This window comes from Hyphomicrobium sp. (genome assembly GCF_051860585.1).
Lineage (GTDB): Bacteria > Pseudomonadota > Alphaproteobacteria > Rhizobiales > Hyphomicrobiaceae > Hyphomicrobium_C.
Genome location: NZ_JBHYDS010000010.1, coordinates 104,974 through 123,623, shown reverse-complemented (window position 1 = coordinate 123,623; position 18,650 = coordinate 104,974). Strand labels below are relative to the sequence as shown.

Genomic DNA, 18,650 nt, shown 5'->3' with positions numbered 1-18,650 from the left:
GGGCCTCCTCTTGGTGTTAGGCGCGAAGCAGCAGCGGGGCGACGTAGTCGAAGGCGAAGGCGGCTATGACGAGCGCTGTCGCAATCCAGAGCGCGAGTTGAATAAGACGGCTGGGGATGGTGGGGCGTGCGCAGGCGGCGTCATCGGCGCAGGCTCGTCGTGGCTTCCAGTAGACGAGGTAGAAGCCATAGCCGAGGACACCCGCAGTCCCCGCAACGAAGAGTGGCTTGTAAGGCGCGAACGCCGTCAAATTGCCGATCCAGGCGCCGCCGATGCCGAGGCTGAACAGGATCAGCGGCACGATGCAGCACGACGAGGCGGCGAGAGCGCCGAGGATGCCGCCGACCGCGACCAAGCGCTGCCGTCCGGCCTGGTTCCCCTCCGACGCGGCGACAACCGATGTGACAGCTACTGTTCCTGGTCGCGCGGCGTCCATGTCCGACCTCTCTATCCTTGCCGAAATACTATCTGTGCCGTAACATGCGGTCTGTAGTCACTACAGGGTCAAGAGGTTCTTGCGATGCGCGATCACGCTGTGGTGAAGGGCCTGCAGCGGGCCGAACTCGCGGAGCGGACGGGCTGCAACCTGGAGACCGTGCGCTATTACGAGAAGGTCGGCCTTCTACCCGACCCGCCGCGTACAGCGAGCGGCTATCGCAGCTACGACACCTCGCATGAGCGGCGCCTTCGGTTCGTGCTGCGGGCGCGCGAGCTCGGCTTCTCGCTCGACGAGATCCGCGAGCTCTTGCGCCTCGTCGACCAGCGCGACCAGCCCTGCGCCGAAGCGCGGGCTGTGGCCGCCACGCACCTCGACGATGTGCGGACGAAGATCGCCGACCTGAAACGCATGGAACGGGTGCTCAAGGACGTGGTCACGCAATGCGCCGACGGCACGCTGCTGGAATGTCCGCTGATCGAGACGCTGTTCGCCGGACACAAGTAGCCAGTCTGGAACAGGTGGCGAATTGTCCACGCCACAATTCGCCTGCCTACGATGATGTCATCGTCGTAGTCTGGAGTGCGAGGGCGTGCCACCGCGAAGAAAAGGCGGGATTTGGCGCCCCAGCGTAGATGAAACTGATAACTATGTTTCCGCTGCACCCCTATGAAGCCGCATCCTGCTGTTCGTTCAAGCGGCCGGAACCACGATATTCTGCGCGCTTCTACTACGACGACGGCTCAGCCGGTTAAACGCATCGAATCTCAGATGATCCGACCGAGCCGGCTGTTCCGCCAGCGCGAGTAGGCTCCTGCGAGAGAGCCAGTACCTACCGATGCGTCGCGCTTGTCCGCGCGCTTCACGCCGATAAGGCCGCAAACCCCGCGAGCTGTTCGATCACCGCATCGATTTCCGCATCTGTCGTTTGGCGTTCCATGCGTTTTGTGCCTAGAAGCAAAAGCTGCCGGGGCGAACCGTCACGTTGTAAAGATTACCGAGGCACGGCGTTTTCTTTTTGCTCGCGGTTTGCGGGCACCTTGCCGCCCCTGTGATCGCGGACCGCTGCCCGTCAAGGCTTCATAGCCAGCAGCGATATGCTCTTCACGCCGAACTTCTTGCTTGCGCCCTTGGCGTTGTCGGAGATGAACTGGTATTGAGTATTGTCTTCCAGCTGATCCACCCGCAGTCCGGCCGCCTCGATCATCTGGCGATAATTATTCTGCTGAGCGGCGCCGCCGATGCAGGCAGCCCAAAGCGTGGAGTTGCAGACGATACTTTCGGGCAGCTGCACTTCCGTCACGATGTCCGAGATCGCGAGCCGGCCGCCGGATTTCAGCAGCCGCCCGGCTTCGCGGAAGACCCTGGACTTGTCGACAGCCAGATTGAACACGCCATTGCTGATCACAACGTCGGCGAGGCCGTCCGGCAGCGGAGCTTCCTCGATGTAACCCTTGACATAGGTCACGTTCAGGAAGCCGTCACGATCGCGCAGCCGCTCCGCCTTGGCTCGTTGTTCGTCCGTCATATCGACGCCGGTGACTTTTCCGCGTGAACCCACCTTCAGCGCGGCAATGAATGTGTCCATCCCCGCACCGCTGCCGAGGTCGACGACGATTTCGCCCGGCTTGAGATCGGCGAGATGAAAATAGTAGCCGACGCCGGCAAACGACTCGATCGCCTCAACGGGCACGCGGTCGAGGTCGGCCGGTGCGTAGCCGAGACGTTCGGCCATCACGCGACCCATCTCGAAGTGGAATTCGCCATGCGGGTCCTCGGCGACGCTGCGATACATCGCCTTCACTTTGGATTCGAGGTCCTTCGGATCGAACGCGGTGGTGGTCATGATCGGGATCTCCTGTTGCATCTGGGCGGGTATCCGCCGCGGCTGTCGATTCTTTCGACAGCCGCAAAGCGGATTCGAACGTCAGAAGCTGAGCGTTCCGGCTCCGGCCTTGATCAGTTCGTGGATTTTGCTGGAGCCGGCGATCTCCACGCCTTCGATGAGGTCGCTCTGCTCGTAGCCGCGCGCCTTGACGCAAGGCGTGCAGGCCCATAAGCGGCCGCCGCGGGCGAGAAAATCCTTCACCAGGGCCGCCAGCGGATCGAGCGGGGGCACGACGGTGCTGTCGATAGCGCGCTTGCGAACCAGATCGACTGCGGCGCTGGTCAGGAACGCTGAGACTTTCAATCCCGCCGTCATGCCGCCGTTGGCGATGGTAAAGCCGACCGAGGACAGCTCATGATCTGCGCCGTGCGTGAAAAGCATGACCAGCTCTTTGGAAGATTCTGACATCTGGTTCTCCTGTGCTAACTGACTGTTGAAGGGATATGAAAACGAAGCCGCTCCACCGCCGAACCGCGGACGAGCAGCTTCGCGGAAATGTCTATTGTGTCTTCTTGCGTGGATCGTCGTTTGGATTGACGTAAGTCAGAGTCCAAGGCCCGGTGCTGTTGAGCTGGATCACCGTATCTTCGTCAGTGAAACCAAAGTGAGCCATGCCGGGAGGCATTGCGAGGAAGCTGCCTGCGCCCAGAGGCTTCGCTTTGCTTTGATCGGCGGTCTCCCCCATGCCCAGCTGGAACGTTCCGGAAATAACGGTGACGATCTCTGGCTTCGGATGGGTATGCGGCGCGAGCCGGTAACCTTTCGGCAGCTTCAGCCGAAGCACAAACAAGCCTTCTTTACCCGGGTCACCGTAGAGAACGGCGGCCTGTGCTCCAGGCGGTATGGAGGGCGGAGCGGGCGACCACTTGATGTCGCTGGCGCCGACGATGGTGTGCCCGTCACCAGCCTGGGCGAGTACCTTTGGGACGGAAGCGGCAGCCGCCAGGGCGAGGCCGATTGCGACAGTGCTCACGGCAATCCTGAAGCTCGCCGTCAGCTTCAGGGCATCCCGCATCGCCGCGCCGCGGAACGCCGTGACTTGGGTGCGGTAGAAATCGACCTCGATAACGTCGTACTTGAGGTGGCGGTATCCCGGGGCGTGTGACATGGTGTCCTCCGTCTGGTGCCGATCGCTCAATTCGCGAGCGATCTAGACGCAGGGTATGCTGCAGCTCGAGCACGAAAGCTTTGAGAGACGCCTGATTTGCTCGCGAGAAGGGCCTGATTATCGCCCGAGAACGGCGCTTGCTGTCATGAGGAGGCCCGCGTGCAGCTTGCCTTTGGCGACTATGTCCTTGACGGCCCGAAGCGAGAACTCAGGCGAGGCGCTGAGCAAATTTCGCTCGAACCGCAGGTCTTTGATGTGCTGCTCTACCTGGTGCAAAACCGGGACCGGGTGGTGACCAAGGACGACCTGTTCGCGGCGGTATGGAATGGCCGGATCGTCTCGGAATCCACCCTCACCAGCCGCATCACCGCGGCCCGGAAAGCCGTCGGGGACAGCGGCGAGCAACAGGCTCTGATCAAAACCTACGCCCGAAAGGGGTTCCGGTTCGTCGGCGAGGTCACCGAAGCCGTTGAGGCGCGAAACGCAGCAGCGAGATCGACGACACGCGAAGATGCGAAGCGAAACGGCGATGCGAGGAAAGCGGCGGAAGCCGAATTGTCCGTCCTCATCGGCGAGATTTATGACGCGGCGCTTGATCCCTCGCTATGGGTCAGCGTCCTCGAAAAATCGTCAAAATATATCCGAGCCAAGGCCTGCGCATTGTATTCGTCGGATTTGGTGAGCAAAGCCGCGAATGTTCAATATGTATTCGGGATCGAACCCGAATTTGCGCGCAGCTATGCAGAACTCTACTCCAAGGCCGATCCGATGCACGCAGCCCGGTTCTTCTACGGTGCCGGAGAAGTGGTGGCAGTCGCCGACATGATTCCGTATGAGGAATTTGTCGACTCCCGATTGTTCAAGGAATGGGGCAGGCCGCAGCGCTTGATCGATGGTGCAACGGCGGTGCTTGAAAAGTCCGCCACCGGTGTTGCGGCTTTCACTGTGCTGCGGAATGAAGAGGACGGCATTGTTGACGAAGCGATGCGCCACCGCATGCAGTTGGTGGTGCCGCATCTGCGCCGGGCCGTGCTGATCGGCAGGGCCATCGAGCTCAAGAAAGCGGAAGCGGACACACTCGCAGATACACTCGATGCGCTCGCCGCCGGCGTCTTTCTCGTCGATCCGACCGGGCGTCTTGTGCATGCGAATGGGCGCGGCCATGCCATGCTGGCAGAGGACGGCATCCTGCGCGCCGCCGGCGGGCGGCTGGTCGCCAATGATCCGGGCGCTGACCGGGCATTGCGGAGTGCGTTTTCGGCTGCGGAAGGCGGTGACGGCGTGCTCGGTACACAAGCCATCGCTGTGCCTCTGGCCACGGCCGGGCAGCGTTTTGTGGCGCACGTGCTTCCGCTCACATCGGGCGCGCGGCGCAGGGCGGGCGCAAGTTATGCCGCCGCCGTCTTCGTGCACCAAGCCGATATTGACACACCGGCTGCACCCGAAGTCATCGCAAAGCGTTATGAACTCACCCCGAGCGAACTGCTCGTGCTGCTCACCGTGGTCGAGTCGGACGGAGTTCTGAATATCGGCGAGGCGCTCGGGATTCCCGAAGCGAGGGCCAAGACCCATCTGCGCAGGCTGTTCGAGAAGACCGGTACAAACGAGCAGGCCGATCTGGTCAAGCTGGTGGCCGGGTGTGCCGGCCCACCAGAACAGGCTCGAACCGCGCCCGCGGCGCCGCTCGCCGGGGCGGCGCCAGAATTGATCGTCGACGAGATTCGCGGCCGGGCCGGTTCGGGGGCTGCGCTGAAGTGGGGCGGGAGACCCGCCGTCGCGGTACTGCCGTTCAATAATTTAAGTGGAGATCCGGAGCAGGAATATTTCTCGGACGGAATCACCGAAGACATCATCACCGCGTTGTCCAAGTACCGATCCCTGGCGGTGATCGCCCGAAATCCGAGCTTCGCCTTCAAGGGCGCGGGCGGCGACGTGCGCCAAGTCGGCCTGACGTTCGGCTCCGAGTACGTGGTTGAGGGTAGCGTACGGAAAATAGGGCAGCGCGTACGCATTACGGCGCAACTGGTGGAAACCGAAGGCGGAAGGCAACTCTGGGCCGAGCGATATGATCGCGATCTCCAGGATCTCTTTGCACTCCAGGACGAAATCACGACCACGATCGCGGCGCGGATCGAACCCGAGATCAGCGCCGCCGAGCGGCTGCGTGTCGAGCGAAAAGCTGTGCCGGCGCTGCACGCGTGGGACCTGTTCCGGCTTGGGACAAAGCACTTTTACAAATCAACCGCGGCCGACAACCTCGAAGCGCAGCGATTGTTTCGCCGCGCCATCGAACTCGATCCCAATCTGGCCGACGCCTACGGCTATCTGTCGTACGCGATCGTCCTCAGCATGACATATTTCGAGGTTGAGCCGGACGAAAAGCGACTGAGCGATGCGGTTGCAATCGGAAAGAAAGGCGTCGAGCTTGATGACCAGGATGGATTGATCCGGTTCATGTATGGCCGCGCGCTATTGGCTACGAATGCTTATGGGGACGCGCTCACCGAACTGGAAACGGCGGTCGAGCTGAATCCCTGTCTCGCGCTCAGCTATTGCGGTCTCGGCGACTCACTTGCCTACGAGGGGCGGATCAGCGAAGCGATCCCCCACTTTCAAAGAGCGATCGAACTGAGCCCCTATGATCCCCTGCGTTGGGCGTTTTACTCGTACCGCGCGCTTGCGCACATATTTGGGCGGGAATTCGAGCTGGCCTGCGAGTGGGCGCAGAGAGCGACGCGGGTGCCGAATGCGCACTATTGGGCCTTCGCTCACCGCGTTTCCGCTTTGGGCCATTTCCAGCGGCCGGACGACTTGCGTGCCGCCATTCCTGAACTTCTGCAGCGCAAGCAAGACTTTTCATGCAGCTTCGCGCGCAAGCGGCTGTTCTATGTCAAGAACCCCAACCAGTTGGAGCTTTACCTGGACGGCCTACGCAAGGCCGGAATACCAGAGTGAAACATCGAGGTTAAGAAAGCCCGCGCACTGGGCGATGGACCGGGCGCACTTGCCGAGCGCCAGCCAGTACCAATCGGTTGTTGAACTCGACAAGGCTATCGATCTCAGCCCCGAATTTTGTGCTCGGACACCACGCGCTTACTTTCGTCCGCTCGCAGCCCGGCGACCCCGCCACAGCACAAAGCAGAAATGTCGGCGGTCGCGACGAATGTCCTCTTACAGTTCTAACTGGCCTCTGGCTGTGATCCGCCATGCTAGAAAATTACGTGTTAAGAAGATGCAGTACGACCTGGCGCTAAAGACGGAGCTGGAGATCCGCTTGTACCTGAGGCGGCACGCGGGTCGAGGTGGAGCACCGCCGCCTCGAACGCTACTGCGCGTGCCGCGACGCGAGCATTTCCGCGGACGACTCCAACGCATAGAGCTTCATGCTGACGAGGCGGGAGCGGCTGCGAGTCGCGCGATGACGGCGTCGATTTCCGCATCCGTCGTCTGCCGTCCGAGACTGAAGCGAACGGCGCCCATGCCACTCTCCTCTGCCACACCCATGGCGGCGAGCACGGGCGAGAGTTCGACCCGGCCAGCGTGACACGCCGAACCGGTCGAAGCAGCAACCCCGTCGAGGCCGGCAAGCACCTCAGCGCCGATCATGCCGACGAACGAAACGCTGAGCGTGTTGGGAAGGCGATGCTGTGGGTGCCCGTTGAGCGCGACATGGTCGCCGAAACTTTCCTGTAGCGCGTCCCAAAAGCGATCACGCAGCGCGCGGACGCGCGCCATCGGCCCCAGGTCACTGGCGAGCGCACAGGCGGCGCCGAGACCGACTGCGAGCAAGGCGCTCTCGGTGCCAGCGCGCCGGCCATGTTCGTGCCCGGCGCCATGGATCAGCGGCTCGAGCCTGACCCCGCCTCGGACATAGAGCGCACCGACACCCTTCGGCGCGTAGAGTTTGTGGCCGGCGATGGTCAGCAAATCGACGCCAAGCGAGTCGACCTTGGTTGCAATCTTGCCGACCGACTGCGCTGCGTCGGTGTGAAATCGAACCCCACGCTCCCGCGCGATAGCACCGATCTCCTCGATCGGCTGGACCGTATCAATCTCGTTGTTGGCGTGCATGACGCTGATCAGGATAGTGCGCGGCGTGATGGCACGACGCACATCCTCGGGATCGAGCCGGCCCGTGCTGTCGACCGGCAAATAGGTCACTGCCGCGCCGAGCTGCTCGAGGAAACGGCAAGGAGCGAGAATGGCCGGATGCTCGACCGTGGTGGTAACGATGTGCTCGCCCTTGTGCCGGAGGGCGAAGAACGTGCCCTTGATCGCTAGGTTGTTGGCCTCGCTGCCGCCGCTTGTGAACACGATCTCGGCGGGAGCATCGGCGCGGATTGCTGCGCATGGCCGGAGACCTCCAGCCGGACGTGGTCGCGTGTGTCGCGGACGAGCAGGATCGACAGCGCGGCGCCGAGGACCGCATAGCCGATGCCGAGATAGATCGGCACCGGCCGCAGTCCGTATTGCGAGGCCAGATAGCCGGTGAGGAACGCCGTGACGCCGACGGCGAGGTAGCCGGCGCACTCGTTGAGGCCGACGGCAAGGCCGCGCGACTTCGGTCCGACGAGATCGATCTTCATGATCACGGTCATCGACCAGGCGAGCCCCTGGTTGATGCCGAGAAGGGCGTTGGCCGCGATCACCCATTCCCAACTCGGCGCCCAGATGATCATGAACGGCACCGGCAGGCCGGCCAGCCATCCCAGCACGAGAACGCGCTTGCGGCCCCAGGAATCGGCAAGCTGGCCGGAGACGAGATTGGCGAACGCCTTGACGACGCCGAAGCTGACGATGAAGGAGACGATGAGGGTCGTCGAGGCGATACCGAACTCTTCGGACCCGATAAGCGGCACGACGGTCCGCTCGATCCCGACCATGCCGCCGACGAAGGCGTTGATCACGACGAGCAGCGCGAATTGCTGCCAGTTCTCCCTGAGCCCGAGCCTGATCGTCGTGTGTGCCGGCTGCCGGACTGATGCTGCTTCATCCATGCGTCAGGCCGCGGCGGCCGTGAAGCCGGAGTTGGCGGTTCTGATCCGCGCGGCCTCGGGCGGCGCCGGCGGAATCTCGGCGAGCATGAAGCGGATGAACGCGGCTTCGTCCTCGATCCGCAGGGCCTCGTTGTGGCGCCTCTCGAAGCCGATGGTGGACCACGGCTTGCCGCTCAGGCGCCGGCCGCAAACCGAGCCGGCATAGGCGCCGGGGAGCACCTCGACATAGTCGGGGAGAGCCTTGAGCCGGCCGGCGCTCCGGAACAGATCCTTTGCGCCTTGTTCGGCGCTGACGGCGAGCTCGGTGCGGCCGAGATCGCCAACCATCAGCGTGTGGCCGGTCAGCACGAACCACGGTTCGTCGGCCCGCGTGCGATCGCTGACGAGGAGGCAGATGTGCTCCGGCGTGTGGCCGGGCGTATGCAGGACGGTTGCGGTGACGTTGCCGAGCGGGAGGACCTCTCCGTCACGCACGCCTTTGAACGGGAACGCGACATCCGCCTTCGCCGATAGCACGTACGCGGCGCCCGCCGCTTCGGCGAGCGCGCGGCCGGCAGAGAGATGATCGGCATGGACATGCGTGTCGATGACGAAGTGGATGCGCATGCCGGCGTCTTCGGCGGCGCGCAGGTAAAGCTCGATGTCTCCGGCCGGATCGACGACGGCCGCGGCTGCCTTGCCGCCGCAACCGAACAGGTACGAGATGCCGACTGGATCGGTGTGAAGGATTTGGCGAAGGATCATGGTCTTGCACTCCTCGCTACGACAGGTTAGATTCATTCAATCATTCTGCTGAATGTTTCATTGAGGAGCCGCCGTGTCAAGCACCGGACCGAAACAGTCGATCTACGCGAGCCTTGCCGAGGTGGCGCAGGCGCTTGGCCATCCGCACCGGCTTGAGCTGCTGGAGCACCTCGCCCAGGGGGAGCGCAGCGTCGAAGAACTTGCGGCGCGCGCCCATCTGAACTTTGCAAACACGTCGCGCCACCTGCAGATTTTGCGGCGCGCGCGCCTCGTCGAGACGGAGCGCCGCGGCAAGCACGTTCTCTATCGCCTCGCCGGCGACGCCGAGGTGGTGGCGCTGATCAAGGCGCTCGGCCGCGTCGGCGAGCGAAACGTGGCCGAGATTGACCGCGTCATGGCCGACTACTTCCGCGCTCGTGACGCGCTGGAGCCTGTGTCGCGGGACGACCTCGTCTCAAGGCTGCACGATGGTCTCGTCACCGTTCTCGATGTTCGGCCGGAGGATGAGTTTGCGGTCGGACATCTTCCGGGCGCGCTCAACATCCCGCTGTCCGAGCTGGAGCGTCGGTTAGGCGAACTTCCTACCGACCGGGAGGTGATCGCGTATTGCCGCGGTCCATACTGCGTTCTCTCCTTCGAAGCGGTCGCCGCCCTGCGCGAACGCGGTTATCTCGTGCGTCGGCTCGAGGACGGCTATCCCGAGTGGAAGGCCGCCGGGCTGCCGGTCGAAGCGGTCGCTTGAACATGACACACGTGGCGAGTCTCCTGGATCAGGAAGCAAGCGATAAGCAGCGCGCACGCGCGGCGTGGCCGAATGGCAAGGATCACGCGGCTCCCTCCGTGTTCCGGCCGGAGGCGCTGCTGCGCGAGGCACGCCGGCAGAAGGAGCTGCCGCTCGTCAGCGTTCCTCCAGTGTGCGTGCTCGATCCCGACGGTGACGTCGTGCGGCATCTCAAGCGAACCGGTGCAGGCCGCACACACGAGGGGTGGGCCTGCTATCACACCGAGCTCGTCGCCTTCGATCTCGACGGCGTCGGCGACGTGGGCATCATCGGCTGCGCGGTGGGTGCTCCGTTCGCGGTGCTCGTGGCCGAACAGCTCTTTGCCTCCGGCTGTCGGCTGCTGGTCAGCATTACGTCTGCCGGCCAAATCACCAACAACGGACCGACGCCATACTTCGTCCTAATCGACCGCGCCCTGCGCGACGAGGGAACGAGCTACCACTATCTTCCACCGGCGATCTTTGCCGAAGCGCCCGACACGACGCTTCTGGTAAGTGTCGAGGAGGCCATGTCGGGGCTTTCCGGCATTGCGGTCCACCGCGGCGCGACCTGGACAACAGATGCGCCCTACCGCGAAACTGAGGCTGCGATTGCGTCTGCGCGCGATCTCGGAGCGCTCGCCGTGGAGATGGAAGCCGCGGCTTTGTACGCTTTTGCCACTGCGTTGCGGCGCTCTGTCGTCTGCTTTGCGCATGTGACGAATGCCATGGCCCAGACCGAGGGAGATTTCGAAAAGGGCGAAAATGATGGCGCTGCGGCAACGCTCGCGGTCGTTGCCGCAGCGGCACGGGCTTGGTTGTCCTCCGTTACAGCCGAACCGCACGACTGAGATGCAATCAGTATATAGCCGTCCACCACTCCGAGATGCGAACACCGAACCCACGCTGTGGTCGCCGGTAGGGACCAGAAGCACGATTGTGCGGTAAGCGCAAAAGGAAGGTGGTCGTAGTTTTGAGAGCTTTGGGAGGTTACGACGCCGGTGTGGCGCAAAATAGCGTAAATTTGGCGCGCCCGACACGATTCGAACGTGTGACCTCCACCTTCGGAGGGTGGCGCTCTATCCAGCTGAGCTACGGGCGCTTCGCAATCTTGCCTAGCCTGACTGCGTCATGAAGGTCAACGAAGTTTGGCCGGCTCCGAACTCGTTTCACTTTGCCAGACGATCGCCTCCGAGGCGTCTCGCCTTGTTCGCCTGCCTGCGCTGCGCTTCGCCTTCAGTTGCTTACGCGATGCTTACGCGAAGGTGACTCGAGTTTCGTCCAGCACATCGCAGACTGACAAGTCATTGGTTTGCTTGCTTCTTCGAGGCTCCTTCGATCCTACAAACCGCTTGACATGTGCCTTCGGAGCCCGAAAAGACGATATACGCCACAGTTTCTATTCGTACGCTAGACCACGCTAACCCACTGTAGGCATTTATCTTTTCTGGCGATCCAATCCGAAGCCAGTATCCTGTGATGACCCCGAATTTCCGCCTGCGTGCTTCCGCGGTGCTTCCGCGGAAGCGGTCCAACGGAAGCGGCGCAGCCGCCGGAGTATGTCACATGGCGAAGCTAAGCAAACGTAGTGTCGATCAGGCCGAAGCCGGCGAGAAAGACTATTTCATCTGGGACGACGAGCTGCCCGGCTTCGGGCTGCGCGTCTTCAAATCGGGGAAGCGCAGCTACCTGGTGCAGTATCGTGCCAAGGGTCGCACACGACGCTTCACCATCGGCATGCACGGAGTCTGGACGCCGGACACTGCGCGCGTGCAGGCGCGCATCTTGCTCGGCCGCATCGCGCAAGGCGACAATCCGGCCGAAGAGCGCGAGCTCGACCATAAGGCCGTCACCATCAAGGAGCTGTGCGAGCGCTATCTCGAGGACGCGAAGAACGGATTGATCCTCGGCAAGAAGCGCCGCCCGAAAAAGGCGTCCACCATCTACACCGATGAGGGACGCATCCGGCGTCACATTATTCCGCTGCTCGGCACGCGGCGCGTGAAAGACATCACCGCCGCAGACGTGACGCGCTTCATGCGCGACGTCGCATCCGGGAAGACCAAAGCCGATCAGAAGACCAAGAAGCGCGGCCGCTCGATCGTGCGTGGCGGCATCGGCACGGGCACGCGCACGGTCGGCCTGCTCGGCGCCATCCTGACCTACGCCCGCGAGAGTGGGATCATCGACGCTAATCCGGCTCACGGCATCCGTAAGGCTGCCGACCAGAAGCGCACCCGGCGTCTCTCGGAGGACGAGTATCGCTTGCTAGGAAAGCTCCTCAAGAAGGCGTCTCAAGACGATCAGCTCGCAACCGCTGCGGAGATGGGGAAGGCCATCGCGCTCACGGGGTGCCGGCGTGGCGAGATCATCAATCTCATCTGGCCCGAAGTGGACAGCGATAATAGCTGCCTGCGGCTCACCGACAGCAAGGAAGGTGCTTCAGTTCGACCGATCGGACTCCCGGTGGTCGACCTTCTCAATGCGCGCCGGCCGGAGCATGCAGCCGGCCCAGTCTTTGGCGGCACCATCGAAGGCAAGCCGCTGGTCGGGTTTCCGAAGCACTGGCACAAGATACTGGAGAACACACCGCTTGCCGGGATTACCCCGCACGTCCTGCGCCACAGCTACGCCAGCATGGCGAACGATCTCGGCTTCACCGAATCGACAGTCGCGGCGTTGCTTGGGCACGCGCAAGGCACCGTCACCAGCCGCTACATTCACACGGTTGATACGGCTTTGATCATGGCCGCAGATGCGGTCGCTGGTTATATCCAAGGCCTGCTCGATGGCGTGCAATTCAAGCGCAGCTCCTACGCACTCGATCGCGAGTCGCGCCAAGCAGCGATGAACCGCCTGTTCGCGCAAGCGATGCAGCCAGGAGAAGCTTTGGAGCAGTTGGCGGCGTAAGTTTCAGACAGCGCCCTCAGCCGCGGCGAAAGCTCTCGCGCTCTCAAGCGTCCGCGCGAGGCCATCGCAACTTGCCCCGTCCTACCCTCAGCGCATCCACGACCGCCGTCGCCCCGGGCAACCTTCCCGAGAACAGGCTGGGCTTCGGATCTACCGCCGGCTTTTTGAAGGGGACCACCCGTCGATAGTCCGGTGTCGCCAGCCATGTGCGCCCATCGCCCTCGTCCGTGATGACCCGATAAAGCCCAGCCGGCGGCGCCGAGTGCGCAGGAATGTCGAGCAACCTCTTGTAGCGTTCGATCGACCACTTCTGGATTCCGCCGCTGAGGGCCTCGGTCCTGAAACGCGCCCAGAGCGCGGCGGTATCAGGCGTTGGCCAGTCGCCGGCGTCGGTAAACGCCGTGATTTCATCGGATTCCAGCCATGCACGCATCTCGGCCGGCGTTACGAAGACGGGGTTGGTGGTCTGGATCGCCGCGATAGCCGCCCGCCTGGACGGAAGGCCCGCCCGTATCAACATCGACATCATGAACTGCGGAACCCCTGTTTCCAGAGATGCGGCTGCGCCACCCGGAATGATGTCCGGCGACCAGCCCAAAGTCAGACGCCGGGTTCTGATAGCTTCCAATGCCCAAACCAGCCGATAGGTGAAGGCCTCTTCCACCATGCGCATGTTGTGGGGTCCGATCTGCGAGACCTCCGCGCCCGACACCCATTGCTTCAGGATCGCTTTCCAATTGCCAGGCAGCGCATTCTTCTTGTCGGGAATGAACGGCCGCATCGCCAGCAGTCGCTCCCCGAGGCCCGCCAAGGCATCGGCCAGTTCGTCGACGTCTCCTGGCAGGGACGCGGCGTCGGCTCGATCGATGAGGGCGCCCAACTCTTCCGCCATCGCGTCGATTGTCAGCCCGGCTTCCAAGCCGACGCCCATTGCGAAATGCCCGCGACGGGCCTGGGGCGTCGTCACCGACCAGATGAGATTGGCACGCGCCTCGAACACCTTGCGGTGTTGCGCCTCCATGCCTTCACCCTCGCGCGCTATTTGACGCGCCCAGAGCGATCCCTTGAGCGCTTCGTCGAGAAGCTTGGGCAGGTCGGCGCGGTCAGCATCGAGCGCCTCCACCAAGCCAAAGACCGTTGCATCAAGGCGCTCGACGAGTTCCGAGAGCGGCTCCTCGTCGATGCTTTCCTCTTCATCTCCTCCCGCCTCGTCATCCTCGTCCTCGTCATCCGGATTAGTTCCGTCTGGAGGCACCGCAAGCTGAGCGGCGATCGCCGCTTCTTCTGCCGGCGACTTCCAGGCCTCGCGGGCGTTGGCGAGATATTCCCACGCGTCGGCGCGTCCCAGCACGTCCTCTCGAGCCAGGCGATCAAGAATCTCCGCGACGATCTGAATCAGTCCGCTCTTCAGCGTCCGGGCCTTGGAAGAGGCCACCAATCCCCGCCATTCTCCGCTCCGCCAATCGACTCGATCGAACATGACGTGGACGATGAGCCCTTCCACATCGACGAAAGCGCGGCCGGCGCGGCCGGCGACATTGGCGAACTCCTCGCCGGTGATCGGTTTGCCTGCTCGGTACAGCGCGGGGACGAGCAAGACTGCGGCGTTGAGATTGAGCCCCTGCGACAGCGTCGGCGATGCAACGATGACCTTGAGGACGCCCTCCGACAGCAGGACTTCCAACTCGCGGAGAAACGGGCTCGGCAGGCGGCCGTGGTGAATGGCGACGCCCGCCTTAAGGCTTGCCACCGCCGGATGATCTTCGCCGAGCCATTCTTTGCCGACCTCGAGTGCGCGAGCGATCGATACTTCGTCATCCAGAAGCGAGTCCAGATAGCCGCGTTTGCAGAGGTCGACGATTTGCTTTCCGTACCCCTCAACCCAGTTCGCTTGCGTCGAGAAGATGAGTGTCCGCTTGCCCTGCGCCGCAAACTCCCAGGCCGCGAACAGGGCCAGATGTGACGTTTTTCGGGGATAGGGCTTCTTCTCACGGCCGCGGGGCGGCTTTTGAACCACGAAATGATCCAGGAACGGGCCGTTGTTGGTCAGATCCAGGGTCAGGCGCGCATCACGCGCACGCCACGCCAGCATTCCGAAACGCTGGCGTGTTGGCCGCCAGTCAGACCGCACGGCATCGCCTGGCTCGTCCGCCCGTATCCACGCAGTCAGATCGTCGAGCTCATCTCCACTCGGGAGAATCGCCGAGAGGCAGACAATACGGCGGTCGGCCGAATCTGCGCGGCGCAACAAGCGCTGCACCAGCGTCTCGTAGCGGATCTCACGCTCGCTCGGCCCGATCATGTGGCCTTCATCGAGCACGATCAGCCCGACGTCGTCGATCAGGCTCGGATCGCTTCTCAGCGCGAAGTCGAGTTTCTCCGGCGTCGCTATGATGATCTCCCGCGATCGGAGCGCGTCCTCGTCACCAGCCGAGAGGCCGCTGGCGCCGTAGAGCGACGACACGCTGAATCCGAGCGGCGCGAAGGTCTTACGAAACGATCGTTCTGTCTGAGCCGAGAGCGCTCGCAGCGGCGTCACGATGAGAACTCGCCGCGCCGAAGACAGCGTCATGAGCGCGGCGATCTCAGCGACGCGCGTTTTCCCGGCGCTGGTGGGTAGGGCGACGACCAAGTCATCCTTGACATCCGTCGAGCGGCGCGCCGCCTCACGCTGCGAGGGCCACAACTCGACCTCGGAATTCTTCCGAGCGTAGAGAGACCCAATAAACAATCGTCGCAGATCGGGATACTTCTCGGCGGCGCCCTCAGGTGGCTCCGTCGGCAGGTTCTGGTGCAACGAATGTTGCCATAGGTCGTCGATCAGATGCCGGCACAGATTGGTGATCCACCACAGCGGTACGTTCTCCGCATTGTCGGCCAGGCTGACGGCCGTTGTGAGAAGCGAGCGCGCCGCGTCGAGCGGTTCCTCTTCGCCCGTCTCCAACGCGAAATCGAAGAAGGCCAACGCCCGACAGATCGTGGTGTTGAGAACGATCGCCAGGATCTCGTCGACATCGGCATCCTCACCGGACAGCCCCGCAGCAATCCGGTCGTCACCATGCGCCGCGTCGTTCAGCCAACCGCGCACGAAGGCTCGAAGCCCATCAAGGTCGCGGAGCACCAGCCGCATCACCGCCATTTCGCCCGGCGTCAAATTCAGGTCGCCCACTGCCTCGTTGAAGAGCGAATAGGCGACGGCCGAGAACCCGGCCAGATGGTAGGCCGTGGCGGCGATCGTCCTGCGGAAACCGCGATCGGCGGCTTCGGGATCGGCATTCCGCACCAAAGCTTCAAACGCGTTGCCGGCGCGCTCGAACGCCTTGTTCGTCAACTCGGAGGAGCCGGCCTGGGTGCGAAGGGCCATTGCCGCACGGAGCAACGCAAACCCATGTTCTGCAAGGTCGGTATCGATGGTCGCGCCGAGCGGCGGGGCATTTTCAGGCAGAACGCCATCACTTCGCATTAGCGACCATGCCGCCCCTCGGTACAGCAGCCGCCCTTGCACGCCGTCCTGCGTCGCGCGCGTCAAAAATGCTTGCAGTTCGTCAGTCGTCTCCAAGGTCTTCCGCCTTCTGATACATCTCCTTGATGAAGTCCTGGTGGTCTTCGATGTGGACGTTCACGACATACTGGTCCCGGTTCGTCCCAGCACTTTCGAGATCGTCCTTCAGCGACGCGTGAGGTCCATTGCCCGATATCGTAAAGAGCATGTGGTCGATGCGATCGGCACGCAGGGCCTTGAGACCGATTTCATCGCGAAGGTCGCGGCCCAGTTGCACATCGCCGTCGTCGTTGCTTTCGAGCAAGCGGTTCGCGACAAATGCCAGCGAGTCCGGCGTGCATCTGCCATTGTCACGATTGAGCACCTTGCGGGCGCTCGTGACGGTGGCTTTTCCGAGGACTTTGTTGCTCTTGGCTTCGCCTTTCAGCAGCCAAAGCTTGGAGTCGTCGCCTCCATAGCCTGCCCCGATAAAGTCGTCGCCTCGCATCGCCATGTTGCGCCCATCCTTGTAGCGCAGACGGCGAACGGGAACGCGCAGACCGATTTCCTCCTCGACCAACTCGGTCGCCAATATCTCGCCGAGATCACCCGAGCGGCCTTTATCTGTCTGGGGGAGCTGCGTGCGCAGAATTTCCGCTGCAACCTTGTAGCCGAGCCGCTGGACGTCATCGGCTATACGCTCAAGCCGATCGTAATGGGAGCGCATGGTCTCGGCGAGGTCGTCACGAATCTCGTCGCGGCCACCGTCCTTTTCGACATACGTCCAATAGCGCTTTCGCTTGTCCTTTTCTTTCGTGGCTTCGCACCACTTCTTATACAGCCCCACGCGGCGCTCCCCTGCCTGCCTTGTTCGCCGGCGCCTCTCCATCCCAAAGGCTCGACAGCGGCGCCGCCGCCAGCTTGTCGCCGAACGGCACGAAGTCCGTGCTGTCGTAGAGGACGACGCCGAATGCAAAACGGTCCCCGCAAGCCTCGGCCAATGCCCGCAGGCCGGCGAAGTCGCCAGCCTTGACCGTGGCGCTCGCCTTCACTTCGATACCTGCGATCGTCCCGTCGTCACGCTCCAGCACGATGTCCACCTCGCGCATGTCCCGATCCCGGAAATGATGCGGCGTCAACCGCAGGTCCGAAGCCGTCATGAGCTTCAGCACTTCCGAGAACACGAAGCTCTCCAGCAGCGCGCCGAACGTCCCACGATCCGCCTTCACCCGATCAAATGTGAGCCCGCGCACACCCGCCAACAGGCCTGAATCGAGGAAATGGAGCTTGGGCGTCTTGACGATCCGCTTCAGTGCATTGGTGAACCAGGGCTGCACGGTCGCGATCAGGAACACCTGTTCGAGCAGCCCCACATAGCGCTGACTCGTCTTGTGATTGACGTTGATGCCGCTCCCGAACTGCGAATAGTTGACCAGCTGGCCGGAGTGCTCGGCCAGCAGCCGCACGAATTTGGGAAGCTCGGTCAGCTTCTCCACCTCGGCGATGTCCCGCATGTCGCGGGTCAGGATCGAAGTGAGATAAGATCGCAGCCAGTCCTGCCGCCGCCGCTCGCTGTCGCGGCTGATCGCTTCGGGGAAGCCGCCGACCAGGACGAGTTTGACGAGATCGTCGCCGACGATCGCACTCCGCTGTCCCTGGAGCTTCCCTTCGAAGAGGCGTTCGAGAAAGGTCGGGGTCCGGTCTGCAATCTCGGCTCTCGCCAGCGGCAGCATACGGATGGTCTCCATCCGGCCGGCCAAGCTGTCGGCGATCCGCGGCAAGGTCAGTACATTCGCCGAGCCGGTGAGTAGGAACCGACCCGGACGGTAATCCTCGTCGACCGTCTTCTTGATCGCGAGCAGCAGGTCGGGCACGCGCTGGATCTCGTCGATGATGGCCCGATCCAGGCCTCGGATGAAACCGGCGGGATCGGATTGGGCGGCTTCGAGGACGGTCTGATCATCGAGCGTGATATAAGTCCGACCGGCTTCTCCCATCTTTCGAACGAGCGTGGTCTTGCCCGCCCGTCGCGGCCCCACGATCAGGACCACCGGGGTATCCAAAAGGGCTTCTTCCGCCCGTCGCTCCACAAACCGCTCGAACATGCCTTCTCCGAATCTCGGCCGATCGGGATTATCGGTATCGGCTGATTGGGAGTCAACGTTCCGCTAATTGGGAGACGGAAGGCCGCTATCTGGAAAGCCGGGAGGGGAAAGCCTTCCCCTTCGGCCGAGCCGGGGTCTCGGCCGATCCCCTTCTGCGGGGAGACCCCGCAACGCCCCCTTTAGAGTGAGAGTGCGGACCAGGTTCGCCGTGACGGGTTGAG

At 62.8% G+C, this 18,650-nt stretch carries 14 protein-coding genes, 1 tRNA gene and 1 pseudogene; 5 read left to right on the top strand and 11 right to left on the bottom strand.

From position 1 onward, the window contains the following. Positions 1–16: 16 nt before the first annotated feature. The gene (locus tag ACTIFK_RS16085; protein WP_439544027.1) at positions 17–436 is read right to left on the bottom strand and encodes a mercuric transporter MerT family protein; all 420 of its coding nucleotides are present in this window, start codon (positions 434–436) and stop codon (positions 17–19) included. Positions 437–520: 84 nt separating this feature from the next. On the opposite strand from ACTIFK_RS16085, the gene ACTIFK_RS16080 reads away from it, so the two are divergent. Continuing rightward, positions 521–943 (top strand): MerR family transcriptional regulator, encoded by a 423-nt coding sequence (locus tag ACTIFK_RS16080; protein ID WP_439544026.1) that lies wholly within the window; start codon positions 521–523, stop codon positions 941–943. A gap of 565 nt (positions 944–1,508) precedes the next feature. On the opposite strand, the gene ACTIFK_RS16075 is transcribed toward ACTIFK_RS16080, so the two are convergent. From ACTIFK_RS16075 to ACTIFK_RS16065, 3 genes are all read right to left on the bottom strand, one after another. Continuing rightward, positions 1,509–2,282 (bottom strand): methyltransferase domain-containing protein, encoded by a 774-nt coding sequence (locus ACTIFK_RS16075; protein WP_439544025.1) that lies wholly within the window; start codon positions 2,280–2,282, stop codon positions 1,509–1,511. Positions 2,283–2,363: 81 nt separating this feature from the next. Continuing rightward, complete coding sequence (locus tag ACTIFK_RS16070) at positions 2,364–2,732, bottom strand: DsrE family protein (protein ID WP_439544024.1); 369 nt, start codon at positions 2,730–2,732, stop codon at positions 2,364–2,366. Positions 2,733–2,823: 91 nt separating this feature from the next. Next, positions 2,824–3,432 carry a cupin domain-containing protein gene (locus ACTIFK_RS16065; RefSeq protein WP_439544023.1) on the bottom strand — a complete coding sequence of 203 codons (609 nt, stop codon included), beginning with the start codon at positions 3,430–3,432 and terminating at the stop codon, positions 2,824–2,826. Positions 3,433–3,591: 159 nt separating this feature from the next. Here ACTIFK_RS16065 and ACTIFK_RS16060 point away from each other — a divergent pair, with 159 nt between their 5' ends. Beyond that, positions 3,592–6,387, top strand: a complete 2,796-nt coding sequence (locus ACTIFK_RS16060) for a winged helix-turn-helix domain-containing protein (RefSeq protein ID WP_439544022.1) — start codon at positions 3,592–3,594, stop codon at positions 6,385–6,387. Positions 6,388–6,813: 426 nt separating this feature from the next. Here the strand turns inward: ACTIFK_RS16060 and ACTIFK_RS16055 are convergent, their stop codons facing one another. From ACTIFK_RS16055 to ACTIFK_RS16045, 3 genes and pseudogenes are all read right to left on the bottom strand, one after another. Further along, positions 6,814–7,746: a cysteine desulfurase family protein gene (locus ACTIFK_RS16055; protein ID WP_439544021.1), complete on the bottom strand. Its 933-nt coding sequence runs from the start codon at positions 7,744–7,746 to the stop codon at positions 6,814–6,816. Between the two features lie 14 nt (positions 7,747–7,760). Then, positions 7,761–8,429 (bottom strand): annotated as a pseudogene (locus ACTIFK_RS16050) (MFS transporter); the annotation flags it as partial. A 3-nt stretch (positions 8,430–8,432) separates the two neighbouring features. After that, entirely contained in the window at positions 8,433–9,173 is a 741-nt protein-coding gene (locus ACTIFK_RS16045) for an MBL fold metallo-hydrolase (RefSeq protein ID WP_439544020.1), read from the bottom strand. A gap of 73 nt (positions 9,174–9,246) precedes the next feature. Here ACTIFK_RS16045 and ACTIFK_RS16040 point away from each other — a divergent pair, with 73 nt between their 5' ends. Together ACTIFK_RS16040 and ACTIFK_RS16035 are read left to right on the top strand one after the other, a co-directional pair. Continuing rightward, positions 9,247–9,915: an ArsR/SmtB family transcription factor gene (locus tag ACTIFK_RS16040; RefSeq protein WP_439544019.1), complete on the top strand. Its 669-nt coding sequence runs from the start codon at positions 9,247–9,249 to the stop codon at positions 9,913–9,915. A gap of 23 nt (positions 9,916–9,938) precedes the next feature. Next, complete coding sequence (locus ACTIFK_RS16035) at positions 9,939–10,784, top strand: nucleoside phosphorylase (protein WP_439544042.1); 846 nt, start codon at positions 9,939–9,941, stop codon at positions 10,782–10,784. Positions 10,785–10,958: 174 nt separating this feature from the next. Here the strand turns inward: ACTIFK_RS16035 and ACTIFK_RS16030 are convergent. Then, positions 10,959–11,035 (bottom strand) — tRNA-Arg (locus ACTIFK_RS16030). A gap of 464 nt (positions 11,036–11,499) precedes the next feature. Between ACTIFK_RS16030 and ACTIFK_RS16025 the strand changes: the two genes are divergently transcribed. Further along, a complete protein-coding gene (locus ACTIFK_RS16025) occupies positions 11,500–12,843 on the top strand; it encodes a site-specific integrase (protein WP_047558381.1) in 1,344 nt (447 codons plus the stop codon). 43 nt (positions 12,844–12,886) lie between these two features. Here ACTIFK_RS16025 and ACTIFK_RS16020 read toward each other — a convergent pair whose 3' ends face one another. The 3 genes from ACTIFK_RS16020 to ACTIFK_RS16010 are packed head-to-tail and all read right to left on the bottom strand — an operon-like array spanning position 12,887 to position 18,429. Beyond that, positions 12,887–16,402, bottom strand: coding sequence for a DEAD/DEAH box helicase (locus tag ACTIFK_RS16020; RefSeq protein WP_047558384.1), 3,516 nt, complete (start codon positions 16,400–16,402; stop codon positions 12,887–12,889). Beyond that, entirely contained in the window at positions 16,389–17,171 is a 783-nt protein-coding gene (locus ACTIFK_RS16015; RefSeq protein WP_439544018.1) for a HamA C-terminal domain-containing protein, read from the bottom strand. Before ACTIFK_RS16015 ends, ACTIFK_RS16020 begins: the two co-directional genes overlap by 14 nt. After that, complete coding sequence (locus ACTIFK_RS16010; protein ID WP_047558390.1) at positions 17,158–18,429, bottom strand: ATP-binding protein; 1,272 nt, start codon at positions 18,427–18,429, stop codon at positions 17,158–17,160. The genes ACTIFK_RS16015 and ACTIFK_RS16010 overlap by 14 nt, the downstream gene beginning before the upstream one ends. Between the last annotated feature and the right edge of the window lie 221 nt (positions 18,430–18,650).

Bases quoted from the DNA above. Each gene is read 5' to 3' on its own strand.
- ACTIFK_RS16080 (WP_439544026.1), top strand. From the start codon at position 521: ATGCGCGATCACGCTGTGGTGAAGGGCCTGCAGCGGGCCGAACTCGCG.
- ACTIFK_RS16070 (WP_439544024.1), bottom strand. From the start codon at position 2,732: ATGTCAGAATCTTCCAAAGAGCTGGTCATGCTTTTCACGCACGGCGCA.
- ACTIFK_RS16045 (WP_439544020.1), bottom strand. From the start codon at position 9,173: ATGATCCTTCGCCAAATCCTTCACACCGATCCAGTCGGCATCTCGTAC.
- ACTIFK_RS16075 (WP_439544025.1), bottom strand. From the start codon at position 2,282: ATGACCACCACCGCGTTCGATCCGAAGGACCTCGAATCCAAAGTGAAG.
- ACTIFK_RS16025 (WP_047558381.1), top strand. From the start codon at position 11,500: ATGGCGAAGCTAAGCAAACGTAGTGTCGATCAGGCCGAAGCCGGCGAG.
- ACTIFK_RS16010 (WP_047558390.1), bottom strand. From the start codon at position 18,429: ATGTTCGAGCGGTTTGTGGAGCGACGGGCGGAAGAAGCCCTTTTGGAT.
- ACTIFK_RS16065 (WP_439544023.1), bottom strand. From the start codon at position 3,432: ATGTCACACGCCCCGGGATACCGCCACCTCAAGTACGACGTTATCGAG.
- ACTIFK_RS16085 (WP_439544027.1), bottom strand. From the start codon at position 436: ATGGACGCCGCGCGACCAGGAACAGTAGCTGTCACATCGGTTGTCGCC.